Raw genomic sequence first — 25,987 nt, forward strand, 5'->3', positions numbered from 1 at the left:
GTTAGTTCCCCGTCATAAATCTGGAGAAACAGAATTTTGTGCTAGTCGTCATTCTCTGCTCCTCGTTTAAGTTTTTTAGTCATAAAAAAACCCCCGGACCTTTCGGTGCGGGGGTCTTAGTTCGTTAAGGCTTGATTTCTAAGCCTTTCCTCGTCCAAGTGCAGCCCCGCACGGTGGGATAATAATCACCACCACGCTAATCACGACCAGGCTAATCACTCGTAGAAGGGCTGTCATTTTCAGTTCTTTTTGCATCTTGTTCGAAGGAATACCTAAAGAGTTACCACAGTTTTTAAATCAAACACAAGATTTATTTATGACGCAGTTGATTAGCCAGCGAATCATATTTCTTAAAATCGTTGTTTTATATGAGGAAATTAGAAAATGAATATTTTTCATTTTTTTCACGTTCCCTGCGGCGTTAAAACGCGGTTTTTGACGTTTTGCGTGGAGGCTTCCACGCTGGTGTAACAGTTTCAACTTGCCGCCAAAATGCCTGAACAGGGGACGTAAATTCGCGAAATCGCGCTAAACAGGTAACGCTCATACTGGCATAGTCCCGCCAGGAGGTAGTATAAATGTCACTGTCAGTTGTTTATACGCGTGCGGCTCTCGGGGTGAAGGCTCCGCTTATTTCCGTAGAGGTTCATTTGAGTAATGGGCTGCCAGGACTCACGCTTGTCGGGCTACCGGAAACGACGGTTAAAGAGGCCAGGGATCGCGTTCGCAGCGCAATCATAAATAGCGGTTATACCTTCCCCGCGAAGAAGATCACCATCAACCTTGCCCCCGCCGATCTGCCCAAAGAGGGGGGACGATATGATTTACCTATCGCGATAGCGCTTCTCGCAGCTTCTGAGCAGCTTAAGACGAACAGGCTAGGCTCGTATGAGTTCGTGGGTGAACTCGCGCTTACAGGCGCATTAAGAGGCGTTCCCGGTGCGATATCAGGTGCGCTGGAAGCAATACGCGCAGGACGGCAAATCATTGTCGCCAATGAAAACGCATCAGAAGTGAGTCTTATTGCAGAGAAGGGATGCCTCATCGCGGGGCATCTTCAGGAAGTGTGTGCCTGGCTTGAAGGGCGTCATGAACTGTCCGAGCCGGAAGAGTGCGACGAGGCTATAGCGGATGCGCCAGAAGATCTCAGCGAGATCATGGGACAAGAGCAAGGGAAGCGTGCTCTGGAAATTACGGCAGCGGGTGGGCACAATCTTCTGCTGATTGGTCCGCCGGGTACGGGCAAAACCATGCTGGCGAGCAGGCTGAGCGGGCTGCTACCACCGCTTAATAACCATGAAGCGCTGGAAAGCGCTGCCATTTATAGTCTTATCAGTTCGACGTCGTTGCATAAACAGTGGCGTCGACGTCCCTTTCGTTCACCGCATCATAGCGCGTCACTGACGGCAATGGTCGGCGGTGGGTCTATTCCGGGGCCGGGAGAGATCTCACTGGCACACAACGGCATTCTGTTTCTCGATGAGCTACCTGAGTTTGAGCGCCGCGTGCTGGATGCACTGAGGGAACCCATTGAATCGGGTGAGATACATATTTCACGCACGCGAGCCAAAATAAGCTATCCCGCCCGTTTTCAGCTCGTGGCGGCGATGAACCCCAGCCCGACGGGGCATTATCAGGGCAATCATAACCGCTGTACGCCAGAGCAGACGCTGCGCTATCTGGGAAAACTATCCGGTCCATTTCTCGACCGTTTCGATTTATCACTGGAAATCCCGCTTCCACCGCCGGGTCTGCTCAGGCAGACGGATAGGCTCGGTGAAAGCTCCGCGCACGTTCGCGAGCGGGTTATCGCGGCACAGGCGCGACAGTACGCTCGTCAAAACAGGCTTAATGCACGGCTGGATAATGCCGGGATCCGACAGTTTTGTTCTCTTAACGGTGAAGATGCTGTGTGGCTGGAGGAGACGTTGACGCGCTTTGGGCTTTCCATACGTGCGTGGCAGCGTTTATTAAAAGTGGCCAGAACCATTGCGGACGTGGAGGGATGTGCCGACATTGAGAGGAAACACTTGCAGGAGGCGCTGAGCTATCGCGCTATCGATCGTTTGCTGCTGCATCTGCAGAAGTTACTGGCATAAAAAAGGGGCCGTAGCCCCTTTTTTATTAGTCGTCAGACTCGGTGTAGTCTTCTGCACCTTCCATCTGCGGCTTGCCGCCAGACAGCGTATGGAAACGCTTTGGACGCTTAATGCGCGCCATGTACTTGATCCATACACGTTCTGCTTCAGATTGCGGCTCACGCTCGCCACGGCACACTGAGACAAACTGCTTTTCATCTTCAGTTGCAGGCTCACGTTTACCCAGATCCAGCTCGTTAAAGGCATAACCATGACGCTCAAGCAGCTGCGCCTCTTTGATGGTGAAATCGCCGTGACGAGAGAACCCGCGCGGATAATGTTTATTGTCGAAAAAACGATTAGTCGTCGTAAAGCTTTCCGCCATCCTACACGCTCCTAATTCTTTGGCCGAGCTATTTATGGCGCGGAGTATTAGTTACGCTTGACAGAGTGTAAAACAAAACATTTAAATCATAACGACAAATAATTTTGTGGAGAAAGATGTGGATACGGAATTGCTAAAAACTTTCCTTGAAGTGAGCAGAACGCGTCACTTCGGGCGAGCCGCTGAAGCCCTTTACCTGACGCAGTCAGCAGTCAGTTTTCGTATTCGACAGCTGGAAAATCAACTGGGTGTGAATCTTTTTACCCGCCATCGCAACAATATCCGTCTCACGCCTGCTGGTGAAAAACTGCTTCCGTATGCGGAGACATTGATGAATACCTGGCAGGCAGCGCGCAAAGAGGTGGCGCATACCTCAAGGCACAATGAGTTCTCTATTGGGGCCAGCGCATCTCTGTGGGAATGTATGCTCAGTCAGTGGCTGAGCAGGCTATATCATTCACACGGGCACCTGCAATTTGAGGCCAGAATTGCGCAACGTCAGTCGCTGGTTAAACAACTTCATGAGCGGCAGCTGGATCTACTTATCACGACAGAAGCCCCCAAAATGGACGAATTTAGCAGCCAGATCGTTGGGCAGTTTGGCCTGGCGCTTTACGCTTCTGAACCCTCAATGATGAAATCCGATCTGTCCTATTTGCGTCTGGAATGGGGCCCTGATTTTCAGCAGCATGAGGCGGGACTGATTGCACCTGATGATGTTCCACAGCTAACAACCAGTTCTGCCGAGATTGCCTGTCAGCAACTTCCCCTGTTGAAGGGTTGCACCTGGTTACCAGTCCGTTGGGCAGACGCTAAGCCAGGACTGCATACCGTCGTAGATTCCACTACCCTTTCCCGGCCGCTGTATGCGATTTGGCTGCAAAATAGCGATAAGCAATCTCAGATTAAAGATCTGTTGAAAACCAATGTAATGGATTGATGCTGAGGCCAGCAGGGATGCTGGCTGCATTTCAGAATGCTGAAATTCCCCCGAATTTCAGGCAAAAAAAAATCCTTTGCCGAAGCAAAGGATTCTATATGGCAGGGGCGGAGAGACTCGAACTCGCGACACCCGGTTTTGGAGACCGGTGCTCTACCAACTGAGCTACGCCCCTAAAGTTTCTTACCATCAAGCCTGCCTAAGAGGCAGGCTTGATGTCTTAATAAGTGGCGGAACGGACGGGACTCGAACCCGCGACCCCCTGCGTGACAGGCAGGTATTCTAACCGACTGAACTACCGCTCCACCGAAGACTGCTTATAACCACCGGATTTATGCACCGGCTTACTACTTAATTTGATGCCTGGCAGTTCCCTACTCTCACATGGGGAGACCCCACACTACCATCGGCGCTACGGCGTTTCACTTCTGAGTTCGGCATGGGGTCAGGTGGGACCACCGCGCTAAAGCCGCCAGGCAAATTCTGTTAATCTGTATCAGGCTGAAAATCGTGTCTCTTCGCCAAAACATCTTCGGCGTTGTAAGGTTAAGCCTCACGGTTCATTAGTATCGGTTAGCTCAACGCATCGCTGCGCTTACACACCCGACCTATCAACGTCGTCGTCTTCAACGTTCCTTCAGGAGACTTAAAGTCTCAGGGAGAACTCATCTCGGGGCAAGTTTCGTGCTTAGATGCTTTCAGCACTTATCTCTTCCGCATTTAGCTACCGGGCAGTGCCATTGGCATGACAACCCGAACACCAGTGATGCGTCCACTCCGGTCCTCTCGTACTAGGAGCAGCCCCCCTCAATTCTCCAGCGCCCACGGCAGATAGGGACCGAACTGTCTCACGACGTTCTAAACCCAGCTCGCGTACCACTTTAAATGGCGAACAGCCATACCCTTGGGACCTACTTCAGCCCCAGGATGTGATGAGCCGACATCGAGGTGCCAAACACCGCCGTCGATATGAACTCTTGGGCGGTATCAGCCTGTTATCCCCGGAGTACCTTTTATCCGTTGAGCGATGGCCCTTCCATTCAGAACCACCGGATCACTATGACCTGCTTTCGCACCTGCTCGAGCCGTCACTCTCGCAGTCAAGCTAGCTTATGCCATTGCACTAACCTCCTGATGTCCGACCAGGATTAGCTAACCTTCGTGCTCCTCCGTTACTCTTTGGGAGGAGACCGCCCCAGTCAAACTACCCACCAGACACTGTCCGCAACCCGGATCACGGGTCTACGTTAGAACACCAGCCATTAAAGGGTGGTATTTCAAGGACGGCTCCACGCAGACTGGCGTCCACGCTTCAAAGCCTCCCACCTATCCTACACATCAAGGACCAGTGTTCAGTGTCAAGCTATAGTAAAGGTTCACGGGGTCTTTCCGTCTTGCCGCGGGTACACTGCATCTTCACAGCGAGTTCAATTTCACTGAGTCTCGGGTGGAGACAGCCTGGCCATCATTACGCCATTCGTGCAGGTCGGAACTTACCCGACAAGGAATTTCGCTACCTTAGGACCGTTATAGTTACGGCCGCCGTTTACCGGGGCTTCGATCAAGAGCTTCGCGTTGCCGCTAACCCCATCAATTAACCTTCCGGCACCGGGCAGGCGTCACACCGTATACGTCCACTTTCGTGTTTGCACAGTGCTGTGTTTTTAATAAACAGTTGCAGCCAGCTGGTATCTTCGACTGATTTCAGCTCCACCCGCAGGGGCTTCACCTACATATCAGCGTGCCTTCTCCCGAAGTTACGGCACCATTTTGCCTAGTTCCTTCACCCGAGTTCTCTCAAGCGCCTTGGTATTCTCTACCTGACCACCTGTGTCGGTTTGGGGTACGATTTCGTGTTACCTGATGCTTAGAGGCTTTTCCTGGAAGCAGGGCATTTGTTACTTCAGCACCGTAGTGCCTCGTCATCACACCTCAGCGTTAAAAGGTACCGGATTTACCTGGAACCTCCGCCTACATGCTTAAACCGGGACAACCGTCGCCCGGCTAACATAGCCTTCTCCGTCCCCCCTTCGCAGTAACACCAAGTACAGGAATATTAACCTGTTTCCCATCGACTACGCCTTTCGGCCTCGCCTTAGGGGTCGACTCACCCTGCCCCGATTAACGTTGGACAGGAACCCTTGGTCTTCCGGCGAGCGGGCTTTTCACCCGCTTTATCGTTACTTATGTCAGCATTCGCACTTCTGATACCTCCAGCAACCCTCACAGGCCACCTTCAACGGCTTACAGAACGCTCCCCTACCCAACAACACATAGTGTCGCTGCCGCAGCTTCGGTGCATGGTTTAGCCCCGTTACATCTTCCGCGCAGGCCGACTCGACCAGTGAGCTATTACGCTTTCTTTAAATGATGGCTGCTTCTAAGCCAACATCCTGGCTGTCTGTGCCTTCCCACATCGTTTCCCACTTAACCATGACTTTGGGACCTTAGCTGGCGGTCTGGGTTGTTTCCCTCTTCACGACGGACGTTAGCACCCGCCGTGTGTCTCCCGTGATAACATTCTTCGGTATTCGTAGTTTGCATCGGGTTGGTAAGCCGGGATGGCCCCCTAGCCGAAACAGTGCTCTACCCCCGAAGATGAGTTCACGAGGCGCTACCTAAATAGCTTTCGGGGAGAACCAGCTATCTCCCGGTTTGATTGGCCTTTCACCCCCAGCCACAGGTCATCCGCTAATTTTTCAACATTAGTCGGTTCGGTCCTCCAGTTAGTGTTACCCAACCTTCAACCTGCCCATGGCTAGATCACCGGGTTTCGGGTCTATACCCTGCAACTTAACGCCCAGTTAAGACTCGGTTTCCCTTCGGCTCCCCTATACGGTTAACCTTGCTACAGAATATAAGTCGCTGACCCATTATACAAAAGGTACGCAGTCACCCCATAAAGAGGCTCCCACTGCTTGTACGTACACGGTTTCAGGTTCTTTTTCACTCCCCTCGCCGGGGTTCTTTTCGCCTTTCCCTCACGGTACTGGTTCACTATCGGTCAGTCAGGAGTATTTAGCCTTGGAGGATGGTCCCCCCATATTCAGACAGGATACCACGTGTCCCGCCCTACTCTTCGAGTTCACAACCTGTGTGCTTTCGTGTACGGGACTATCACCCTGTACCGTCGGACTTTCCAGACCGTTCCACTAACACACAAGCTGATTCAGACTCCGGGCTGCTCCCCGTTCGCTCGCCGCTACTGGGGGAATCTCGGTTGATTTCTTTTCCTCGGGGTACTTAGATGTTTCAGTTCCCCCGGTTCGCCTCGTTAACCTATGTATTCAGTTAACGATAGTGCAACGGATTGCACTGGGTTTCCCCATTCGGACATCGCCGGGTCAAAGGTTCATATCACCTCGCCGGCGCTTTTCGCAGATTAGCACGTCCTTCATCGCCTCTGACTGCCAGGGCATCCACCGTGTACGCTTAGTCGCTTAACCTCACAACCCGAAGATGTTTCACTTCTGATTGCGAAAATTTGAGAGACTCGAACACACATAACATGTGTGTCGTTTCAATTTTCAGCTTGATCCAGATTTTTAAAGAGCAAAACTTCGCAGTGCACCTTTTCAGGTTCACTCTGAAGTTTTCTTGTGTTCGCAGTAAAAGATGGTGGAGCTATGCGGGATCGAACCGCAGACCTCCTGCGTGCAAAGCAGGCGCTCTCCCAGCTGAGCTATAGCCCCATCGTTTGCCAATCTCTGTACCGGTAATTTTTGTTGAGGCAAGGCGTGGTGACACGAAGCATACTCAGGTATGTGAGTGTCGCCGCAACGCAGCATCAGCAAAAATTTGGTAGGCCTGAGTGGACTTGAACCACCGACCTCACCCTTATCAGGGGTGCGCTCTAACCACCTGAGCTACAAGCCTGCAGAGATTTTTACTGCTGTTTTTCATCAGACAATCTGTGTGGACACTACAAAGGCAGGTTCTTTAAGGTAAGGAGGTGATCCAACCGCAGGTTCCCCTACGGTTACCTTGTTACGACTTCACCCCAGTCATGAATCACAAAGTGGTAAGCGCCCTCCCGAAGGTTAAGCTACCTACTTCTTTTGCAACCCACTCCCATGGTGTGACGGGCGGTGTGTACAAGGCCCGGGAACGTATTCACCGTGGCATTCTGATCCACGATTACTAGCGATTCCGACTTCATGGAGTCGAGTTGCAGACTCCAATCCGGACTACGACGCACTTTATGAGGTCCGCTTGCTCTCGCGAGGTCGCTTCTCTTTGTATGCGCCATTGTAGCACGTGTGTAGCCCTACTCGTAAGGGCCATGATGACTTGACGTCATCCCCACCTTCCTCCAGTTTATCACTGGCAGTCTCCTTTGAGTTCCCGGCCTAACCGCTGGCAACAAAGGATAAGGGTTGCGCTCGTTGCGGGACTTAACCCAACATTTCACAACACGAGCTGACGACAGCCATGCAGCACCTGTCTCAGAGTTCCCGAAGGCACCAAAGCATCTCTGCTAAGTTCTCTGGATGTCAAGAGTAGGTAAGGTTCTTCGCGTTGCATCGAATTAAACCACATGCTCCACCGCTTGTGCGGGCCCCCGTCAATTCATTTGAGTTTTAACCTTGCGGCCGTACTCCCCAGGCGGTCGACTTAACGCGTTAGCTCCGGAAGCCACGCCTCAAGGGCACAACCTCCAAGTCGACATCGTTTACGGCGTGGACTACCAGGGTATCTAATCCTGTTTGCTCCCCACGCTTTCGCACCTGAGCGTCAGTCTTTGTCCAGGGGGCCGCCTTCGCCACCGGTATTCCTCCAGATCTCTACGCATTTCACCGCTACACCTGGAATTCTACCCCCCTCTACAAGACTCTAGCCTGCCAGTTTCGAATGCAGTTCCCAGGTTGAGCCCGGGGATTTCACATCCGACTTGACAGACCGCCTGCGTGCGCTTTACGCCCAGTAATTCCGATTAACGCTTGCACCCTCCGTATTACCGCGGCTGCTGGCACGGAGTTAGCCGGTGCTTCTTCTGCGGGTAACGTCAATCGACAAGGTTATTAACCTTATCGCCTTCCTCCCCGCTGAAAGTACTTTACAACCCGAAGGCCTTCTTCATACACGCGGCATGGCTGCATCAGGCTTGCGCCCATTGTGCAATATTCCCCACTGCTGCCTCCCGTAGGAGTCTGGACCGTGTCTCAGTTCCAGTGTGGCTGGTCATCCTCTCAGACCAGCTAGGGATCGTCGCCTAGGTGAGCCGTTACCCCACCTACTAGCTAATCCCATCTGGGCACATCTGATGGCAAGAGGCCCGAAGGTCCCCCTCTTTGGTCTTGCGACGTTATGCGGTATTAGCTACCGTTTCCAGTAGTTATCCCCCTCCATCAGGCAGTTTCCCAGACATTACTCACCCGTCCGCCACTCGTCACCCGAGAGCAAGCTCTCTGTGCTACCGTTCGACTTGCATGTGTTAGGCCTGCCGCCAGCGTTCAATCTGAGCCATGATCAAACTCTTCAATTTAAGTTTGATGCTCGTGAATTAAACTTCGTAATGAATTACGCATGTTCACTCAGAGACTTGGTATTCATTTTTCGTCTTGCGACGTTAAGAATCCATGTCACTTTGAGTGCCCACACAGATTGTCTGATAAATTGTTAAAGAGCAGTTGCAACGCGGCTTTCGCTCACCGTTGCGAGGTCCCGTATATTACGTTTTCCTCATTCAGAGTCAAGCGATTATTTTCACTTTTCTCTGTTGGCGTTCATCTCTGAACCCCGCTAACCCGGCGGCTTGTAAGCCGTTGTTCCGTGTCAGTGGAGGCGCATTATAGGGAGTTCTCAGACGTTGACAACCCCTCTTTTAAAAAAAACTTTCAACCGTCTCTTTTTTGCTCAAAACCGTGCTACAGCGCCAGTTTTTCGAGCGTTTCAAAGCCATAACGGCGTAAAACGGGTAAAAGTTGTTCTGTTTCTTTTGTTATCGCCATGCAAAACGCGATATTCGCATCGGTAGATTTCGCATCCGGCGCTTCATGCTCCAGCAGCCAGGCCGTACGACGGGCAATCGCCGCACCAGAATCCACCAGGCGCGTCCCCTCCGGCAGCACCTCTAATAACTCTTCCTGCAAGAGAGGGAAGTGGGTGCAGCCCAGCACAACCGTATCCGGTGGTTCGGGCATCCGCAGCCACGGACGCAAAATGCGACGCAGCTCTTCGAGCGATACCGCCTTTCCATGCAGCTTCGCTTCCGCCATCTCCACAAGTTCCGCCGAACCCAGCATCGCAATCTGGCATTCGTTAGCGAAACGGTCGATCAGCTCGCGGGTATAAGGACGCTTCACCGTGCCACGCGTGGCCAGCAACCCCACGATACCGTTCGCCGTCAGGCGTGCGGCAGGCTTTATGGCAGGCACGACGCCCACAACCGGGAACGGGAATTTTTCACGCAGGGCGGGAAGAGAAACGGTGCTTGCCGTATTACAGGCAATGACCGCCAGCGCAAGGGGATAGCGCTTTTGTACCGCAGTGACGATTTCAACCACGCGCTCAACGATAAAGTCCTCACTCTTTTCACCATACGGAAAAGCGACGTTATCGAAGGCGTAGATATAATGGAGATCCGGCAGGAGATGCCGAATCTCATCATAGACCGAAAGCCCACCGACGCCGGAATCAAACACCAGCACGGTAGGGCGCGGATTAGAAGGTGTAGCTGCCAGACAAGGTGTATTCCCGTCCTGCAGTTTGGTAGCCATAAACTGTCTCGTAATCTTTATCGAACAGGTTGGCTATTTTACCACGAACTGTGAGGTGTGAGGTGACCGGATATGAAACTGCGACATCCCACAGGCTAACACCGCCCATTTTTACTTTCTCTGACGGATAAGAACCAAAATCAGTGTCGTAGCGCGTGCCGAGATAGTGATACGTCAGGCTCCAGTCGAAATCATAGATCTGCGTATCAAGCTGATATTTCACCTGCTGCTTAGCACGACGGTCCAGAAGTTCGTTGGTTGCCGCATTGCGGGCATCCACATAGTCGTAGCCAACGGTATGCGTCAACGGACCCGTATCAAACGACGCCGTCGCTTCCACACCCTTAATGCGTGCTTTGCCGACGTTGTAATATTCCTGAAGGTTATTATTGAAGTCGATGAGATTATCAACGTCATTACGATAGCCGGATACGCGCCAGCTCACGCCTGCCGTCAGGCCTTCAAACGCCCCTTCCCACTGCTTGCTCTCTTCAGGATCAAGATGGTCATTGCCATAGAAGCCATAGAGTTGGCCCAGATTCGGTGCTTTATAGGCCGTACCATAAGAGGCAATGACGCGGTAACCGTCTACGAACTCCCACGCCGCACTGCTTTGCCAGGTGCCATGGCGACCAAACTGAGAGTTGTCATCGCTGCGAACCGCCCCTTCGAGAGTGACATCACCAAACTGCTGCAGCCCGGTCAGGTAGACGCCGGTGTTACGCAGGTCGTAGCCGTTGGTCACATAGTTTGTACCCGGCTCGGTGCTCTGCTTCTGCCAGTCAACGCCCGCGCCAATGTTTCCGTGCCCCACATCAACGGAGTTGAGCCACTGGACGTTGTACTGTTTGATTTCATCCAGCGTGGCCGTCGAATCGTAACGGCCCAAATTAGGGTCGTAGTTATAGTCCTTGCTGTGGCTATAGCTGGTGAGCAGTTGTGAATGGAAGATGTCATCGTTGAAGCGTAATCCTGCGTCCCAGGTCTGGCTGTAGAGCTGGCGGGTATCGACCAGTACATCAGGGGTAAATGAGCTGTAGTAACCGTCATAGGCCGTACGGTTGCTGTAGCCAAAGCCGCGAACAAATCCGCTCCACTGGTCTGAGAATGCGTGATCCACTGCTCCGTAGAGCGTTTTATTCATAAAGCCGTCGCGATCGGTCTGGGCAAGGCCGCCATTGTTACCGTCCGCAACCACGTCGAAACCTTTGGTATAGGTGTAATCACCCGCCAGCGTGACGCGCGTGCTGTCGCCCAGCGTTTGCTGAGTACTGCCGCCATAATTCTGGTAACCGTGCGAGCCTGCGCCTGCATTCAGGGTCGTGCCGTCCTTTGCGCGGGTGGTAATAATGTTCACTACACCGCCAATCGCATCCGAGCCGTATACCGCCGAACGCGGTCCACGAACATATTCGATACGCTGCACCAGAGAGATCGGGAACTGGCTGAGATCGGACGATCCCGTGACGCCCGCCTGGTTAAGGCGGATGCCGTCAACGAGAATCAGGACGTGACTGGAGTTGGTGCCACGGATAAAGAGAGAAGAGAGTTGCCCCATCCCGCCATTTTGTGCCGTATCCACGCCAGGCAGGCGACGCATAACATCCAGGACCGAGGTTGACTGCCAGCGGTCAATATCGGCACGCGTAACCACCGACGTTGCTGCCAGAATAGTTTTTTCAGGTTGTTCAAAACGATTTGCCGTCACCACCAACGAGTCAGCGCTATCCTGCGCCCAGCCCGAAAATGCCGTGACGGACAGCGCCGTCAACAGCGATACTTTTTTAATCATTGTTAAAGCATCCACAATATAAGAAGGATGCCGCAGGCCTCATCTATAGCACGCGATGATGAAACCAAATGCGACGTGATCCCGGCAGGTCTTCGGGCTAGGTGGCGTTATACGGATGAAGACTTCCCATTTTCACAGTGTCTACAACGTTCATCCCGCCAGTCTTTACCGCTGCGCGTCAGCTCCAGATTTTCACTGGATTCCCTTTTCACTCTCAGGAGACCGGAAACAGAATGCTACAATTAGACACGTATAGATGTCCAGACAGCTATTGGCCATTAAATCTGGACATCCCCTGAACAATCCCTACAATCCCCGCGTAATTCTTTATCACTCAGGACGCATCATGACCCCAGAACACCTCCCGACAGAACAGTACGACGCGCAGCTGGCAGAGAAAGTTGTCCGCCTGCAAAGTATGATGACGCCGTTCAACGCGCCCGTTCCCGAGGTGTTCCGCTCCCCTGTCAGCCACTACCGCATGCGCGCTGAGTTCCGCATCTGGCATGACGGTGACGACCTGTACCACATCATTTTCGATCAGCAGACAAAATCCCGCATTCGCGTCGACAGTTTCCCGGCAGCGAGCGAGCTTATCAACCAGCTGATGACGCTGATCATTGAAGGCGTGCGTAATAATCCGGTGCTGCGCCACAAGCTGTTCCAGATTGACTATCTGACCACCCAAAGCAATCAGGCGATTGTCTCTCTGCTGTACCACAAAGCGCTGACCGACGAATGGCGCGAGCAGGCCGAAGCCCTGCGCGATGCGCTGCGTGGGCAGAACATCAACGTGCACCTGATTGGCCGCGCGACCAAAACCAAAATCATGCTGGATCAGGATTACGTCGACGAGCGTCTGCCGGTGGCGGGTAAAGAGATGGTTTATCGTCAGGTGGAAAATAGCTTCACCCAGCCGAACGCCGCGATGAACGTGCAGATGCTGGAATGGGCGCTGAAGGCGACGGAAGGGTCAACGGGCGACCTGCTGGAGCTGTACTGTGGTAACGGCAACTTCTCGCTGGCGCTGGCGCGTAACTTCGATCGCGTCCTGGCAACGGAAATCGCCAAGCCGTCGGTGGCTGCGGCGCAGTACAACATCGCCGCTAACCATATCGATAACGTGCAGATCATTCGCATGGCAGCAGAAGAGTTCACCCAGGCCATGAACGGTGTACGCCAGTTTAACCGCCTGGAAGGGATCGATTTGAAGAGCTATCAGTGTGAGACGATTTTTGTCGACCCGCCGCGTAGCGGCCTGGACAGCGAAACCGAGAAGATGGTGCAGGCGTACCCGCGCATTTTGTACATCTCCTGTAACCCGGAGACGCTGTGCAAGAATCTGGAAACATTAAGCCAGACGCACAAGGTTGAACGTCTGGCGCTGTTCGATCAGTTCCCGTATACGCACCATATGGAGTGCGGTGTACTACTTACCGCGAAATAATGTGGACTTGTAGGGCAGGTAAGCGAAGCGCCACCTGCCAAAAAAGCCGGATGGCGCTTCGCTTATCCGGCCTACAATGACAAAACCCTTTATTCTGGTAACTGGCTCTTACGGCTGCGCATGCGCGAGCCAATCCAGAACACCAGCGCCACAGACAAAACAGCCGGGAAGAAGTTAGACCCGATATCCGGATACTCCGCGCGCACCACCGTGCTATACAGCAATACACCCAGAATAAAGCAGGCAGCGGCCAGCCCCGGTAACCCCACCGGCATGGTGCGGTTCAGGTAACGTTGATGCAGGCAGTAGACCGTCAGCACCAGCGCAATAAGCGGGAAAATCGAAAATGGCACGATGGAGCTAAAAATAGCGGCAAACGTGCCATTAATGGATAAGCCAGCGATCAATGCCAGCAACAGCGTCCCTTTATCCTGACCTGACTGTTTCATTACTCACCTTCACTCTTCGGTTTGATGTGCCAGTTTCTCTTGTTCACGGCGATACCAGTAATACGCGCCTTTGGAGATCATCCTGAGCTGCAATACCAGTCGCTCTTCGAGCTGCTTGCGTTGTTCAATGCTGACATCCAGCGCTTCGGCACCCGCGCTGAATACAATCGTCACCATCGCCTCGGCCTGTGCTTCGGTAAACGCACGCGGCATATGGTTTTCGAGTTCAAGATAGTCGGCAAGTTCCGCGATGAAATGCTGAATTTCCCGCGCGACGGCGGCACGAAACGCTGCCGACGTGCCCGAACGCTCGCGCAGAAGAAGACGAAACGCGTTTGGGTTATTGCCGATAAATTCCATAAAGGTCGACACGGAGGTGCGGATCACGCTGCCCCCTTTGGCGATACGCTGACGCGCCTGGCGCATCAGCTGGCGCAGCATAAGCCCGCTCTCATCGACCATGGTCAGGCCCAGTTCATCCACATCACGGAAGTGACGATAGAAGGACGTTGGGGCAATCCCGGCCTCGCGTGCGACTTCGCGCAGGCTCAAACTGGCAAAACTCCGCTCAGCACTCAGTTGACTGAATGCGGCTTCCACCAGCGAACGCCGGGTTTTCTCTTTTTGTTGTGCTCTTACGCCCATCACGATAGTTGAATCCTTCCAAAGGCCTGATGGCACTATACCAGAGAATAAAATTAATCTGTTTGCCTGGCTTTGTGAATGATTGTTTACGTGCGGTTTGTGCTCCATTGCCGGAAAAAAGCACAACGATAATTGGGTTACTTCTGCAATGATGTTATGATTCTGTTGCTTTTATGTATAAGAACAGGTAAGCCTTGCCATGCCACATTCCTACGATTACGACGCAATAGTTATTGGTTCCGGCCCCGGCGGCGAAGGTGCTGCTATGGGTCTGGTGAAACAGGGAGCCAGAGTAGCGGTCATTGAGCGCTACCATAACGTCGGCGGCGGTTGCACCCACTGGGGCACCATCCCTTCGAAAGCCCTCCGCCACGCCGTTAGCCGCATTATCGAATTCAACCAGAACCCTCTTTACAGCGACCACTCCCGACTTCTTCGTTCCTCCTTTGCCGACATCCTGAATCACGCGGATACCGTCATTAACCAGCAGACGCGCATGCGTCAGGGTTTTTATGAGCGTAACCACTGTGAGATCCTGCAGGGCAACGCGCATTTTGTGGATGAACACACCCTGGCACTCGAATGCCACGACGGGTCGGTTGAGACGATCACCGCTGAAAAATTTGTTATCGCCTGCGGTTCACGCCCGTACCATCCGGCCGACGTCGACTTCTCGCACCCGCGCGTCTACGACAGCGACTCGATTCTGAGCCTGCACCATGAACCCCGCCACGTCATTATCTATGGTGCAGGGGTCATCGGCTGCGAATACGCGTCGATCTTCCGCGGCATGGACGTCAAAGTTGACCTGATCAACACCCGCGACCGCCTGCTGGCATTCCTCGATCAGGAGATGTCAGACTCCCTCTCCTACCACTTCTGGAACAGCGGCGTGGTGATTCGCCACAACGAAGAGTACGAGAAGATCGAAGGCTGCGACGACGGGGTGATCATGCACCTGAAATCTGGTAAGAAGCTGAAAGCCGACTGCCTGCTGTACGCCAACGGTCGTACCGGCAACACCGATTCACTGCAGCTGGAAAATATCGGGCTTGAAACCGATAGCCGCGGCCAGCTCAAGGTCAACAGCATGTACCAGACCGCGCTGCCGCACGTTTACGCGGTCGGCGACGTGATTGGCTACCCGAGCCTGGCCTCCGCCGCTTACGATCAGGGCCGCATTGCCGCTCAGGCGCTGGTGAAAGGCGAAGCAACGGCGCACCTGATTGAAGATATCCCGACGGGGATCTACACCATTCCGGAAATCAGTTCCGTGGGGAAAACCGAGCAGCAGCTGACGTCAATGAAGGTGCCGTACGAGGTGGGTCGTGCGCAGTTTAAACATCTGGCGCGAGCGCAGATCGTGGGGATGAGCGTAGGTACGCTGAAAATCCTGTTCCATCGCGAGACGAAAGAGATCCTCGGCATTCACTGCTTTGGTGAACGCGCGGCGGAAATCATTCATATCGGCCAGGCGATAATGGAGCAGAAAGGGGGTGGTAACACCATTGAGTACTTCGTTAACACCACCTTTAACTACCCGACCATGGCGGAAGCCTATCGGGTAGCCGCGCTGAATGGCTTAAACCGCCTGTTTTAACGCGCTGTCGAAATGGCCATCCATCGAACCACGGATGGCCTCTGCCAGCTGCTCATAGCGGCTGCGCAGCGGTGACCCCGGACGATACACCAGGCCGATCGTGCGACGCGGCTCCGGCTTGATGCACGGCAGGTACACCACGCCATCACGCTTACGCTCGCGCGGCACGGCCAGCGCAGGCAGCAGCGTAATACCGCTTCCCGCCGCCACCATGTTACGCAGCGTTTCCAGGCTGGTTGCGCGGAAATGGGTATCTTCATCGGCACCCGCTTCGAAGCAGAAGCCCATTGCCTGATCGCGCAGGCAGTGGCCATCTTCCAGCATCAGCAGCTTTTCCCCGGCCAGATCGGCCATCGGCACGCGATCGCGGTTCGCCCACGGGTGATCTTCATAGATCGCCAGCATCATCGGCTCGTCAAACAGCGGCACTTCGATAAAAGCCTCGCTCTCTTTCACCAGCGCCAGAATAGCGCAGTCGAGCTTGCCGCTGTCCAGTTGCGCCAACAGCTGATGGGTTTGCGCTTCATGCAGGTACATTTCGAGTTTCGGGAACGTCTGGTGCAGCATCGGAATGATGTGCGGCAACAGGTACGGGCCAACGGTTGGGATCAGGCCAATATGCAGCGGGCCGGACATCGCCTCCCCCTGCTGGCTTGCCATTTCCTTGAGCACTTTGACCTCGCGCAGCACGGTGCGCGCCTGATCCACCAGCAGCAGACCGGCCTGGGTGAACAGCACCTTACGGCTGGTGCGCTCCAGCAGCATCACGCCCAGCTCGTCTTCCAGCTTGCGGATCTGGCCGCTCAGCGTGGGCTGACTGACGTGGCAGGAATCTGCCGCGCGGCGAAAGTGACGATGCTCGGCTAACGCTACCAGGTATTCAAGATCACGAATATTCATTATTCATCCTCCGTCGCCACGATAGTTCATGGCGATAGATAGCATAGCAACGAACGATTATCCCTATCAAGCTTTCTGTTGAATAATACACCACATAGACGAGGCGGCACGTGTTTGACCCTTGACGTCCCCGCACCGTCAGCGAGTTTCTCTCAAAACTCGAACAACTAAAGCCAACGTGAACTTTTGCGGACCCCGTGGTCCGCTTTTTTTTTGCATAAAAAAGCCCAACTCAGGGTTGGGCTGGGGTGTTGTAGGTCGGGTAAGGCGAAGCCGCCACCCGACATTTCAGGCATCAAACCAACCGGTTTTTCGCGTCCGCAATCGCCTGCGCCACCTGCTTCGGCGACACGCCGCCCTTCGCGGCACGCTTATCCAGACAGGACTGCAGCGCCAGAATCGGATACACATCCTCCCCGATAACTGCACTGAATTTCTGCAGGTCGGCCAGCGCCAGATCTTCCAGCGGTTTGCCCTGACGAATGGCCTCCACCACCGCTTCGCCCACAATGTGGTGCGCTTCACGGAACGGTACGCCCTTCGCGACAAGGTAGTCCGCCAGTTCGGTAGAGTTGGCATAGCCCTGCTGCGCCGCTTCCTGGCAGCGCGGGCGTTTCACCTGAATGCCGTCCAGCACCAGCGCGCCCATATGCAGACAGTCCAGCCAGGTGTCGAGCGCGTCGAACAGCCCTTCCTTGTCTTCCTGCATATCTTTGTTGTACGCCAGCGGCAGCCCTTTCAGGGTCATCATCATGCCGGTCAGCGCGCCCTGCACGCGGCCACATTTGCCGCGGATCAGCTCCAGCGCGTCCGGGTTTTTCTTCTGCGGCATCAGGGATGAGCCGGAGGTCACGCGGTCGGACAGCTCCACAAATCCGGCTTCGCCAGAGTTAAAGAAGATCAGGTCTTCGGCAAAGCGTGACAGGTGGACCATCCCGATAGAAGCATTCGACAGCAGTTCCAGCACGTGGTCACGGTCAGAGACGCTGTCCAGACTGTTACGGGTGGCAGACGCAAAGCCCAGCCAGCCTGCCAGCTGCTCGCGGTCAATTTCATATGCCGTACCCGCCAGCGCACCGCTGCCCAGCGGGCTGACGTCCAGACGCTTCAGGGTATCCTGTAGACGGCTTTCGTCACGCGCCAGCATCTCAACGTAGGCCAGACACCAGTGCGCAAAGGTCACCGGCTGCGCGCGCTGCAGGTGGGTATAACCCGGCATCACCGCGTCCTGATTGTTCTGCGCCGTTTCCACCAGCGCGCCCTGAAGCTGACGGTTGGCCGCCAGCAGTTCGCCGACGGTCTCTTTACACCACAGCTTCAGGTCGGTGGCGACCTGGTCGTTACGGCTGCGCCCGGTGTGCAGCTTTTTACCCAGCTGGCCGACTTTGTCGATCAGTTTGCCTTCCACCCAGCTGTGAATATCTTCGGCATCGCTCTGCAGGATTTGCTGCGGATCCAGACGCACCTCTTCCAGCAGGTTGTTCAGCGCTTCTTCCAGCTGTAATTGTTCGTCTGCGGTCAGTACGCCCACCGTCACCAGCGCTTTGGACCAGGCCACAGAGCCGACAATATCCTGTTCGGCCAGGCGGTAGTCGAAGCGCAAAGAGTCGTTGAACTGTTTGAACCGCTGATCCGCTGCCTGTGTAAAACGCCCACCCCAAAGTGCCATAACATCGTTCCTTTATTCGTTAGTTCTGCCGGGTGGCGCTTCGCTTACCCGGCCTACGGTCATTCAATAAAAACTTACGCTAAAATACGCGTGCCAATCGGCGTGCCGTTAAACAGCGCCGGGAGTTGCTCCGCGTGACGCCAGGAGGCGATATCCACCGGGCGGCCCAGCGTGCGCGCCGCATCCAGCGCGGCGTTCACTTTGACAATCATGCCGTCGGTAATAATGCCCTGAGCGATCAGTTGCTCGGCTTTGGCGGCGGTCATTTCTGCAATGCGCTGGCCTTTACCGTCCAGAATGCCGCTCACGTCGGAGAGCAGAATCAGATCCGCACCCAGCGTGGCCGCCAGCGCGGTCGCCGCCTGGTCCGCGTTAACGTTCATCAGCGCGCCCTCTTCGGTCACGCCGATAGAGCTCACCACCGGCAGGAAACCGCCTTCCAGCAGAGTGTTAATCAGCTTAGGCGAACCTGGCTGCGCCAGTCCAACATGGCCGAGCTCTTCGTCGAGCTGGGTCACTTTTACGCTGTCGCCGTCGCCCAGGTAGAGGCCAACGGACGCAATATGGTGTTTCTTCGCCCACGCCAGCAGCGTCTTGTTCGCCGTACCCGCCAGCGCGCCGGTGATGATGTCAATCTGGTCAGCAGGCGTGACGCGCAGGCCGTTCTTCTTTTTCACCGGCAGGTTGAGCCCTTTCATCAGCTCGTCCACCACGCAGCCGCCACCGTGCACAATCACCAGCGGACGCTGGTGTGATTCGCGATAGTTCACCAGCGCGGTAAACAGACGCTCCAGCGCTTCTTCGCTGTCCAGCAGTACACCACCGAGTTTGATAATTAATGGGTTCATCATCACACCTTAAATAAGAGCCTGCGTTTCAGGGAAGCCGAAACGAATATTTGCACATTGCATTGCCTGGGCGGCAGCGCCTTTGAGTAAATTATCTTCCGCGGCGACCACAATCAGATGCTCGCCCTGTACGGCAAAGCCGATATCGCAGAACGGCAGTCCGACCACGTTTTTCAGCGCCGGCACGCCTTTGTCGTACAGACGCACCAGCGGTTTATCCGCATACGCCTGCGTGAAGGCCTCGCTTACCTGCTCTTTGGTCACGCCCGGCTTCAGGCGGCAGGTGATGGTTTCGAGGATCCCGCGCGGGAAGCTGCCCAGGTGCGGGGTAAAAATCACCTCCGCGCCCAGATGGGTGGTGATTTCAGGGTGATGACGGTGATTAAACACGCCATACGGCTGAAGGCTCACTTCGCAGAAGCTGTTGGAGATAGCGGCCTTGCGCCCTGCACCGCTCACGCCGCTGGTGGCGTTGATCACCGGCCACTGGCTCAGATCCAGCAGGTCCGCGTCGATCAGCGGCTTCAGGGAAAGCTGCGCCGCCGTCGGGTAGCAGCCCGGCACGGCAATCAGGTTCGCTTCTTTCAGTTTATCCGCACTCCACTCCGCCAGGCCGTACACCGCTTTTTCAAGCAGATCCGGGTGCTGATGGGTGAAACCGTAATATTTTTCGTAGAACGCGCCGTCGTTAACGCGGAACGCGCCGGAGAGATCGAACACCACGCAGCCGGCCGCCAGGAACTGCGGCGCCAGGTCGTGGCTGACCTCGTGCGCGGTGGCTAAAAACACCACATCGACGCCGTCGGTAAACTCGTTGATGTCAGACATCGGCTGCAGCGGCAGATCGACAATGCCTTTAAGCTGTGGATGCAAATCGGAAATTAACTTTCCGGCATCATTGCTTTGCGCTGACACGGTCAAAGCGGTTATGGTCATATGAGGGTGGCGATTTACGTAGCTTACAAGCTCTGCGCCCGCATAACCGCTAGCGCCTACAATCAGCGTATTCAACATCGGGTTCCTTTATGCTCAACGTTAATGTATTTTTATTCACATTTATTGCATGAATATTGATACTATCACGACCTAAGGTGTGTCAACAATGAAAATGAACTTACCGCCATTTATCGAGATCTACCGCGCCCTGATTGCCACACCGTCCATCAGTGCGACCGAAGAAGCGCTGGATCAGAGCAATGAGTCTTTAATCAATCTGCTGGCGGGTTGGTTTAGCGATCTTGGGTTTAACGTTGAGGTTCAGCCCGTTCCCGGAACCCGCCACAAATTTAACCTGCTCGCGAGCACCGGAACCGGCGCGGGCGGCCTGCTGCTGGCTGGTCACACCGACACCGTGCCGTTTGACGATGGCCGCTGGACGCGCGATCCGTTCACTCTGACCGAGCATGACAATAAGCTCTACGGACTGGGCACCGCCGACATGAAAGGCTTCTTCGCCTTTATCCTTGACGCGCTGCGTGACGTGGACGTGACGAAGCTGAAAAAACCGCTCTACATTCTGGCGACCGCCGATGAAGAAACCAGCATGGCGGGCGCGCGCTACTTCTCTGAAAACACGTCGATTCGCCCGGACTGCGCGATCATCGGCGAGCCAACCTCCCTGCAGCCGATACGCGCGCACAAAGGCCATATTTCTACCGCCGTGCGCGTGCTGGGCCAGTCCGGCCACTCCAGCGATCCGGCGCGCGGCGTGAACGCCATCGAGCTGATGCATGACGCTATCGGCCGCATCATGACCCTGCGCGACGACCTGAAAGAGCGCTATCACTACGAGGCGTTCACCGTGCCGTATCCGACGCTGAACCTCGGTAGCCTGCACGGCGGCGATGCCTCCAACCGTATCTGCGCCTGCTGCGAACTGCATATGGACATCCGCCCGCTGCCGGGCATGACGCTGAGCGATCTCGATGGCCTGCTTAACGAAGCGCTGGCCCCGGTGAGCGAGCGCTGGCCGGGTCGTCTGACGGTCTCCGAACTGCATCCGCCGATCCCGGGCTACGAATGCCCGCCGGACCACCAGCTGGTCGAAGTGGTGGAAAAGCTGCTCGGTGAGAAAACCGACGTGGTGAACTACTGCACCGAAGCGCCGTTTATTCAGACGCTTTGCCCGACGCTGGTCCTCGGTCCTGGTTCTATCAATCAGGCGCACCAGCCGGATGAATATCTGGAAACCCGCTTCATCAAGCCCACCCGCGAACTGATCACCCAGGTTGTGCATCACTTCTGCTGGCATTAAAAAACTGCCCCCTCACCCTAACCCTCTCCCCTCTGGGGTGTACGGTCCGGGGACATGGTAGACAGGTGTTCGGGGACATGGTGAACACTTTTTAACATCCTTTACCCATGGTGATCGACTTTTTCTTCAGGTCGATCACCCCCACTTTCGTGCTGTACCACCACACTTCATAGCTGCCGTCTTCCTGCGTCTCCTTCAGCCCCACCCGTTCTCCCCTGAACGCCTTGCCTGCACTCAGGCTTACCCCTTTCACGCTCAGCTTTCCGCTGATATCCACTTTCCTGACCATCACGCCTTCATCATATTCCGGCGGCGTTACGCTCCCGCTGTACTGCCGGGCAGACGGCTGATACCGCGAGGCCGGTACCGCCATATCCAGCCCCTCATGCGGGCGTTCAAGGTTGTAGACCGTCCGCCAGTGGTCGAAGGCGCGCTGCAGCTCTCCGCTGTCCGCGAACCATTTTCCCTGCAGCACTTCCGACTTCAGGCTGCGGTGAAAACGCTCCAGCTTGCCCTGCGTCTGCGGATGGTAAGGCCGGGAATGCCCCACCCGGATACCGTGGCGCATCAGCCACAGCTCCAGCGCCGTCCAGGTACCGGTGGTGTCGCCCCACGGTGAGCCGTTGTCCATCGTCATCCGGTCCGGCAGGCCGTAGCGTTCAAACACGCTGACCAGCTGCTGCTGCACGGTCTCACGCCGTTCATCGGTACAGGGCGCCAGGCACAGGGAAAAACGGGAGTGGTCGTCCAGCAGGGTGAGCGGATGGCAGCGGCCACCGCCAAAGGGAAAGTGGCCCTTAAAATCCATCTGCCAGAGGCGGTTCGGCGCGTCGTGTTCGAAGCGTCCCGTGGCCGGAATGCCCGGTGAAACGCCCGGCAGCAGGCCATGACGGGCCATCAGGTGATGGACGGTGCTGAAGGCGGGCATGGTGTGCCCCTGGTCCTCGAGCCAGCGCTTAATCTTGCGTGCGCCCCAGCGTTCATGACGGTCATGCGCCATGCGCAGCAGGGCCGTGGTGTCGTCTGACGAGCGGTTCGGGGAGTGATGAGGTGCGCGGGAGCGGTCCTGAAGGCCGGATACGCCTTCCTGAACCCAGCGCTGAAGCCACTTGTAGCCGGTGGCAGGAGAAATGCCGTACTGACGGCAGAGGAAACGGATGTTCGCCCCGTCCTGCGAGGCGAACAAAACAAACTCGGTACGTAATGACATGGTATCTCTCGCATCCCAGGGCATAAGCGACTCCATAAACGGGTTCTTATGCATCAGTTGTAAGTGTCTACCATGTCCCCGAACAAGTGTTCACTATGTCCCCGGACCGTACATGGGGAGAGAGCAGGGTGAGGGGGGTAAATCCCGCGATCTCCGTCACATTCCCATAAGCATCTCTTATCTGACGCAATGCGAATTAAATTTCGTAAATTGCGCGCATTTATTCGTTTGCTGAACCGTTTTCGCAGCAATTGACGACGGGGGTTTTACGTGGCTTTATAAAGGGAGATGACAAAATAATGTCCAGAAGATTCTCGCCTGGGCATAAACAAAAATGATGGGGTGACTGGGTTTTTATGAACGAACAATATTCCGCGTTGCGTAGTAATGTCAGTATGCTCGGCAAAGTGCTTGGAGATACCATCAAAGATGCGTTGGGTGAGAACATCCTCGACCGCGTTGAAACCATCCGCAAGCTGTCTAAATCTTCCCGTGCCGGTAACGAGGCTAGTCGTCAGGAGCTGCTCACCACCTTGCAGAACCTCTCAAACGATGAGCTGCTGCCCGTTGCCCGCGCCTTCAGCCAGTTCCTGAACCTGGCCAACACCGCTGAGCAATACCACAGCATTTCGCCAAACGGCGAAGCGGCCAGCAACCCGGAAGTCATTGCCCGCACCCTTCGTAAACTGAAAGATCAGCCCGACCTCAACGAAGCCACCATCAAAAAAGCGGTGGAGTCGCTTTCGCTGGAACTGGTGCTGACCGCACACCCCACCGAAATTACTCGTCGCACCCTGATCCACAAAATGGTGGAAGTGAACACCTGTCTGAAACAGTTGGATAACAAAGATATTGCCGACTACGAACGCAACCAACTGATGCGCCGTCTGCGCCAGCTGATTGCCCAGTCCTGGCATACCGATGAAATTCGTAAGCATCGCCCAAGCCCGGTCGACGAAGCCAAATGGGGCTTTGCGGTGGTGGAAAACAGCCTGTGGGAAGGCGTGCCTAACTACCTGCGCGAGCTAAACGAACAGCTGGAAGAGAACCTGGGCTACCGCCTGCCGGTCGACTTTGTTCCAGTGCGTTTCACCTCCTGGATGGGCGGCGACCGCGACGGTAACCCGAACGTGACCGCGGAAATCACCCGCCACGTCCTGCTGCTGAGCCGCTGGAAAGCGACCGACCTGTTCCTGAAGGATATTCAGGTGCTGATTTCCGAGCTGTCGATGGTTGAAGCGACGCCGGAACTGCGCGCGCTGGCAGGTGAAGAAGGTGCCAGCGAGCCGTACCGTTTCCTGATGAAAAAACTGCGCGGTCAGCTGATGGCCACTCAGGCCTGGCTGGAAGCGCGCCTGAAAGGCCAGCGCCTGCCAAAACCAGAAGGCCTGCTCAGCCAGAACGAACAGCTCTGGGAGCCGCTCTACGCCTGCTATAAATCACTGCAGGCCTGTGGCATGGGCATCATCGCTAACGGCGAACTGCTCGACACCCTGCGCCGCGTGAAGTGTTTCGGCGTGCCGCTGGTGCGTATCGACGTGCGTCAGGAAAGTACCCGTCATACAGAAGCTCTTGGCGAACTGACCCGCTATCTCGGCATCGGCGACTATGAAAGCTGGTCCGAAGCCGACAAACAGGCCTTCCTGATCCGCGAGTTGAACTCCAAGCGCCCTCTGCTGCCGCGCAACTGGGAGCCAAGCAACGACACCCGCGAGGTGCTCAACACCTGTAAAGCGATCGTTGACGCGCCGAAAGGATCGGTGGCCGCCTATGTGATCTCCATGGCGAAAACCCCGTCCGACGTGCTGGGCGTTCACCTGCTGCTGAAAGAAGCGGGAATCGACTACGCTCTGCCGGTCGCCCCGCTGTTTGAGACCCTCGACGACCTGAACAACGCCAACGACGTCATGACCCAGCTGCTGAACATCGACTGGTATCGCGGCTTTATTCAGGGCAAACAGATGGTGATGATTGGCTATTCTGACTCCGCTAAAGACGCGGGCGTGATGGCGGCATCCTGGGCGCAGTATCAGGCGCAGGACGCACTGATCAAAACCTGCGAGAAAGCCGGTATTGAGCTGACCCTGTTCCATGGGCGCGGCGGCTCCATTGGCCGCGGCGGTGCGCCTGCTCACGCGGCGCTGCTCTCTCAACCACCTGGAAGCCTGAAAGGCGGCCTGCGCGTGACCGAGCAGGGCGAGATGATCCGCTTCAAGTATGGCCTGCCGGAAGTGACCATCAGCAGCCTGTCGCTCTATACCAGCGCGATCCTGGAAGCAAACCTGCTGCCACCGCCGGAGCCAAAAGAGTCCTGGTGCCGCATCATGGACGAGCTGTCAGATATCTCCTGCGATCTGTACCGCGGTTACGTGCGTGAAAACAAAGACTTCGTCCCTTACTTCCGTTCAGCCACGCCTGAGCAGGAGCTGGGTAAACTGCCGCTGGGCTCACGTCCTGCAAAGCGTCGCCCAACCGGTGGCGTCGAGTCCCTGCGTGCGATTCCGTGGATCTTCGCCTGGACGCAGAACCGCCTGATGCTGCCCGCCTGGCTGGGTGCCGGTGCCGCGCTGCAAAAAGTGGTGGAAGACGGCAAGCAAAACGAACTGGAAACCATGTGCCGCGACTGGCCGTTCTTCTCTACCCGTCTGGGGATGCTGGAGATGGTCTTCTCGAAAGCCGACCTCTGGCTGGCGGAATACTACGATCAGCGCCTGGTGAAACCGGAGCTGTGGACGCTGGGTAAAGAGCTGCGCGAGCTGCTGGAAGACGACATCAAAGTGGTGCTGGACATCGCCAACGACTCGCACCTGATGGCGGATCTGCCGTGGATCGCCGAGTCTATCCAGCTGCGTAACATCTACACCGACCCGCTGAACGTTTTGCAGGCTGAACTGCTGCACCGTTCCCGTCTGGCGGAAGAGGAAGGTAAAGAGCCTGATCCGCGCGTTGAACAGGCGCTGATGGTGACGATTGCAGGCGTTGCGGCGGGTATGCGTAACACCGGTTAATGCTTTATGCCGGGCAGGCGTTGTTAGCGCCGCCCGGCACGTT

18 protein-coding genes, 4 tRNA genes, 3 rRNA genes and 1 riboswitch are annotated in these 25,987 nt (G+C 55.4%); of the genes, 6 read left to right on the forward strand and 19 right to left on the reverse strand.

The genetic code is table 11. The features are described 5' to 3' along the window. Nucleotide 1: 1 nt before the first annotated feature. Nucleotides 2–52: a peptide IlvX gene (gene ilvX / locus MX657_RS21605; protein WP_166792073.1), complete on the reverse strand. Its 51-nt coding sequence runs from the start codon at nucleotides 50–52 to the stop codon at nucleotides 2–4. A gap of 86 nt (nucleotides 53–138) precedes the next feature. Continuing rightward, the gene (gene ilvL / locus MX657_RS21610) at nucleotides 139–237 is read right to left on the reverse strand and encodes an ilv operon leader peptide (protein WP_001311244.1); all 99 of its coding nucleotides are present in this window, start codon (nucleotides 235–237) and stop codon (nucleotides 139–141) included. Between the two features lie 341 nt (nucleotides 238–578). Here ilvL and MX657_RS21615 point away from each other — a divergent pair, with 341 nt between their 5' ends. Further along, nucleotides 579–2,099 (forward strand): YifB family Mg chelatase-like AAA ATPase, encoded by a 1,521-nt coding sequence (locus MX657_RS21615; RefSeq protein WP_217480771.1) that lies wholly within the window; start codon nucleotides 579–581, stop codon nucleotides 2,097–2,099. A gap of 25 nt (nucleotides 2,100–2,124) precedes the next feature. Here the strand turns inward: MX657_RS21615 and MX657_RS21620 are convergent, their stop codons facing one another. Continuing rightward, a complete protein-coding gene (locus MX657_RS21620; protein WP_008501577.1) occupies nucleotides 2,125–2,463 on the reverse strand; it encodes a DUF413 domain-containing protein in 339 nt (112 codons plus the stop codon). A 118-nt stretch (nucleotides 2,464–2,581) separates the two neighbouring features. Here MX657_RS21620 and hdfR point away from each other — a divergent pair, with 118 nt between their 5' ends. Continuing rightward, entirely contained in the window at nucleotides 2,582–3,403 is an 822-nt protein-coding gene (gene hdfR / locus MX657_RS21625) for an HTH-type transcriptional regulator HdfR (protein WP_346806764.1), read from the forward strand. A 99-nt stretch (nucleotides 3,404–3,502) separates the two neighbouring features. Here the strand turns inward: hdfR and MX657_RS21630 are convergent. From MX657_RS21630 to btuB, 9 genes are all read right to left on the reverse strand, one after another. Further along, nucleotides 3,503–3,578, reverse strand: a tRNA-Trp gene (locus MX657_RS21630). A 53-nt stretch (nucleotides 3,579–3,631) separates the two neighbouring features. Then, a tRNA-Asp gene (locus tag MX657_RS21635) sits at nucleotides 3,632–3,708 on the reverse strand. Between the two features lie 56 nt (nucleotides 3,709–3,764). Next, nucleotides 3,765–3,880, reverse strand: a 5S ribosomal RNA gene (rrf, locus tag MX657_RS21640). A 65-nt stretch (nucleotides 3,881–3,945) separates the two neighbouring features. Further along, nucleotides 3,946–6,849: ribosomal RNA gene (locus MX657_RS21645) — 23S ribosomal RNA — on the reverse strand. A 170-nt stretch (nucleotides 6,850–7,019) separates the two neighbouring features. Next, nucleotides 7,020–7,095: transfer RNA gene (locus MX657_RS21650), tRNA-Ala, on the reverse strand. Nucleotides 7,096–7,202: 107 nt separating this feature from the next. Then, a tRNA-Ile gene (locus MX657_RS21655) sits at nucleotides 7,203–7,279 on the reverse strand. A 69-nt stretch (nucleotides 7,280–7,348) separates the two neighbouring features. Then, a 16S ribosomal RNA gene (locus MX657_RS21660) occupies nucleotides 7,349–8,888 on the reverse strand. Together the 16S, 23S and 5S rRNA genes with 4 tRNA genes alongside form the textbook arrangement of a ribosomal RNA operon. Nucleotides 8,889–9,270: 382 nt before the next feature. Then, on the reverse strand, nucleotides 9,271–10,122 hold the full coding sequence (gene murI / locus MX657_RS21665) for a glutamate racemase (RefSeq protein WP_134347534.1): 852 nt from the start codon (nucleotides 10,120–10,122) through the stop codon (nucleotides 9,271–9,273). Next, nucleotides 10,067–11,914: a TonB-dependent vitamin B12 receptor BtuB gene (btuB, locus tag MX657_RS21670; protein ID WP_346806766.1), complete on the reverse strand. Its 1,848-nt coding sequence runs from the start codon at nucleotides 11,912–11,914 to the stop codon at nucleotides 10,067–10,069. The genes murI and btuB overlap by 56 nt, the downstream gene beginning before the upstream one ends. A 66-nt stretch (nucleotides 11,915–11,980) precedes the next feature. Continuing rightward, nucleotides 11,981–12,156, reverse strand: a riboswitch (cobalamin riboswitch). A gap of 104 nt (nucleotides 12,157–12,260) precedes the next feature. Here btuB and trmA point away from each other — a divergent pair. Continuing rightward, a complete protein-coding gene (gene trmA, locus MX657_RS21675; protein WP_080330346.1) occupies nucleotides 12,261–13,361 on the forward strand; it encodes a tRNA (uridine(54)-C5)-methyltransferase TrmA in 1,101 nt (366 codons plus the stop codon). A gap of 89 nt (nucleotides 13,362–13,450) precedes the next feature. Here the strand turns inward: trmA and MX657_RS21680 are convergent, their stop codons facing one another. Continuing rightward, nucleotides 13,451–13,810, reverse strand: a complete 360-nt coding sequence (locus MX657_RS21680) for a YijD family membrane protein (protein WP_008501783.1) — start codon at nucleotides 13,808–13,810, stop codon at nucleotides 13,451–13,453. A gap of 9 nt (nucleotides 13,811–13,819) precedes the next feature. Next, a complete protein-coding gene (gene fabR, locus MX657_RS21685; RefSeq protein WP_008501784.1) occupies nucleotides 13,820–14,458 on the reverse strand; it encodes an HTH-type transcriptional repressor FabR in 639 nt (212 codons plus the stop codon). 196 nt (nucleotides 14,459–14,654) lie between these two features. Here fabR and sthA point away from each other — a divergent pair, with 196 nt between their 5' ends. Then, nucleotides 14,655–16,055: a Si-specific NAD(P)(+) transhydrogenase gene (gene sthA, locus MX657_RS21690; protein WP_008501785.1), complete on the forward strand. Its 1,401-nt coding sequence runs from the start codon at nucleotides 14,655–14,657 to the stop codon at nucleotides 16,053–16,055. On the opposite strand, the gene oxyR is transcribed toward sthA, so the two are convergent. The 4 genes from oxyR to argC form a co-directional block, all read right to left on the reverse strand. After that, nucleotides 16,038–16,955 carry a DNA-binding transcriptional regulator OxyR gene (gene oxyR, locus MX657_RS21695; RefSeq protein ID WP_023309664.1) on the reverse strand — a complete coding sequence of 306 codons (918 nt, stop codon included), beginning with the start codon at nucleotides 16,953–16,955 and terminating at the stop codon, nucleotides 16,038–16,040. The two genes, sthA and oxyR, sit on opposite strands and share 18 nt — an antisense overlap. A 295-nt stretch (nucleotides 16,956–17,250) precedes the next feature. Continuing rightward, a complete protein-coding gene (gene argH, locus MX657_RS21700) occupies nucleotides 17,251–18,624 on the reverse strand; it encodes an argininosuccinate lyase (protein WP_346806770.1) in 1,374 nt (457 codons plus the stop codon). A gap of 74 nt (nucleotides 18,625–18,698) precedes the next feature. After that, a complete protein-coding gene (gene argB / locus MX657_RS21705) occupies nucleotides 18,699–19,475 on the reverse strand; it encodes an acetylglutamate kinase (protein ID WP_119916897.1) in 777 nt (258 codons plus the stop codon). A gap of 6 nt (nucleotides 19,476–19,481) precedes the next feature. Further along, entirely contained in the window at nucleotides 19,482–20,486 is a 1,005-nt protein-coding gene (gene argC / locus MX657_RS21710) for an N-acetyl-gamma-glutamyl-phosphate reductase (RefSeq protein ID WP_119916898.1), read from the reverse strand. A gap of 88 nt (nucleotides 20,487–20,574) precedes the next feature. Between argC and argE the strand changes: the two genes are divergently transcribed. Further along, on the forward strand, nucleotides 20,575–21,726 hold the full coding sequence (gene argE, locus MX657_RS21715) for an acetylornithine deacetylase (protein WP_008501790.1): 1,152 nt from the start codon (nucleotides 20,575–20,577) through the stop codon (nucleotides 21,724–21,726). Between the two features lie 91 nt (nucleotides 21,727–21,817). On the opposite strand, the gene MX657_RS21720 is transcribed toward argE, so the two are convergent. Next, on the reverse strand, nucleotides 21,818–22,960 hold the full coding sequence (locus MX657_RS21720; RefSeq protein WP_429844099.1) for an IS481 family transposase: 1,143 nt from the start codon (nucleotides 22,958–22,960) through the stop codon (nucleotides 21,818–21,820). Nucleotides 22,961–23,292: 332 nt separating this feature from the next. On the opposite strand from MX657_RS21720, the gene ppc reads away from it, so the two are divergent. After that, complete coding sequence (ppc, locus tag MX657_RS21725; protein ID WP_080330342.1) at nucleotides 23,293–25,944, forward strand: phosphoenolpyruvate carboxylase; 2,652 nt, start codon at nucleotides 23,293–23,295, stop codon at nucleotides 25,942–25,944. Nucleotides 25,945–25,987: the final 43 nt, after the last annotated feature.

Source organism: Enterobacter chuandaensis, from assembly GCF_039718975.1.
Classification (GTDB): Bacteria; Pseudomonadota; Gammaproteobacteria; order Enterobacterales; family Enterobacteriaceae; genus Enterobacter; species Enterobacter chuandaensis.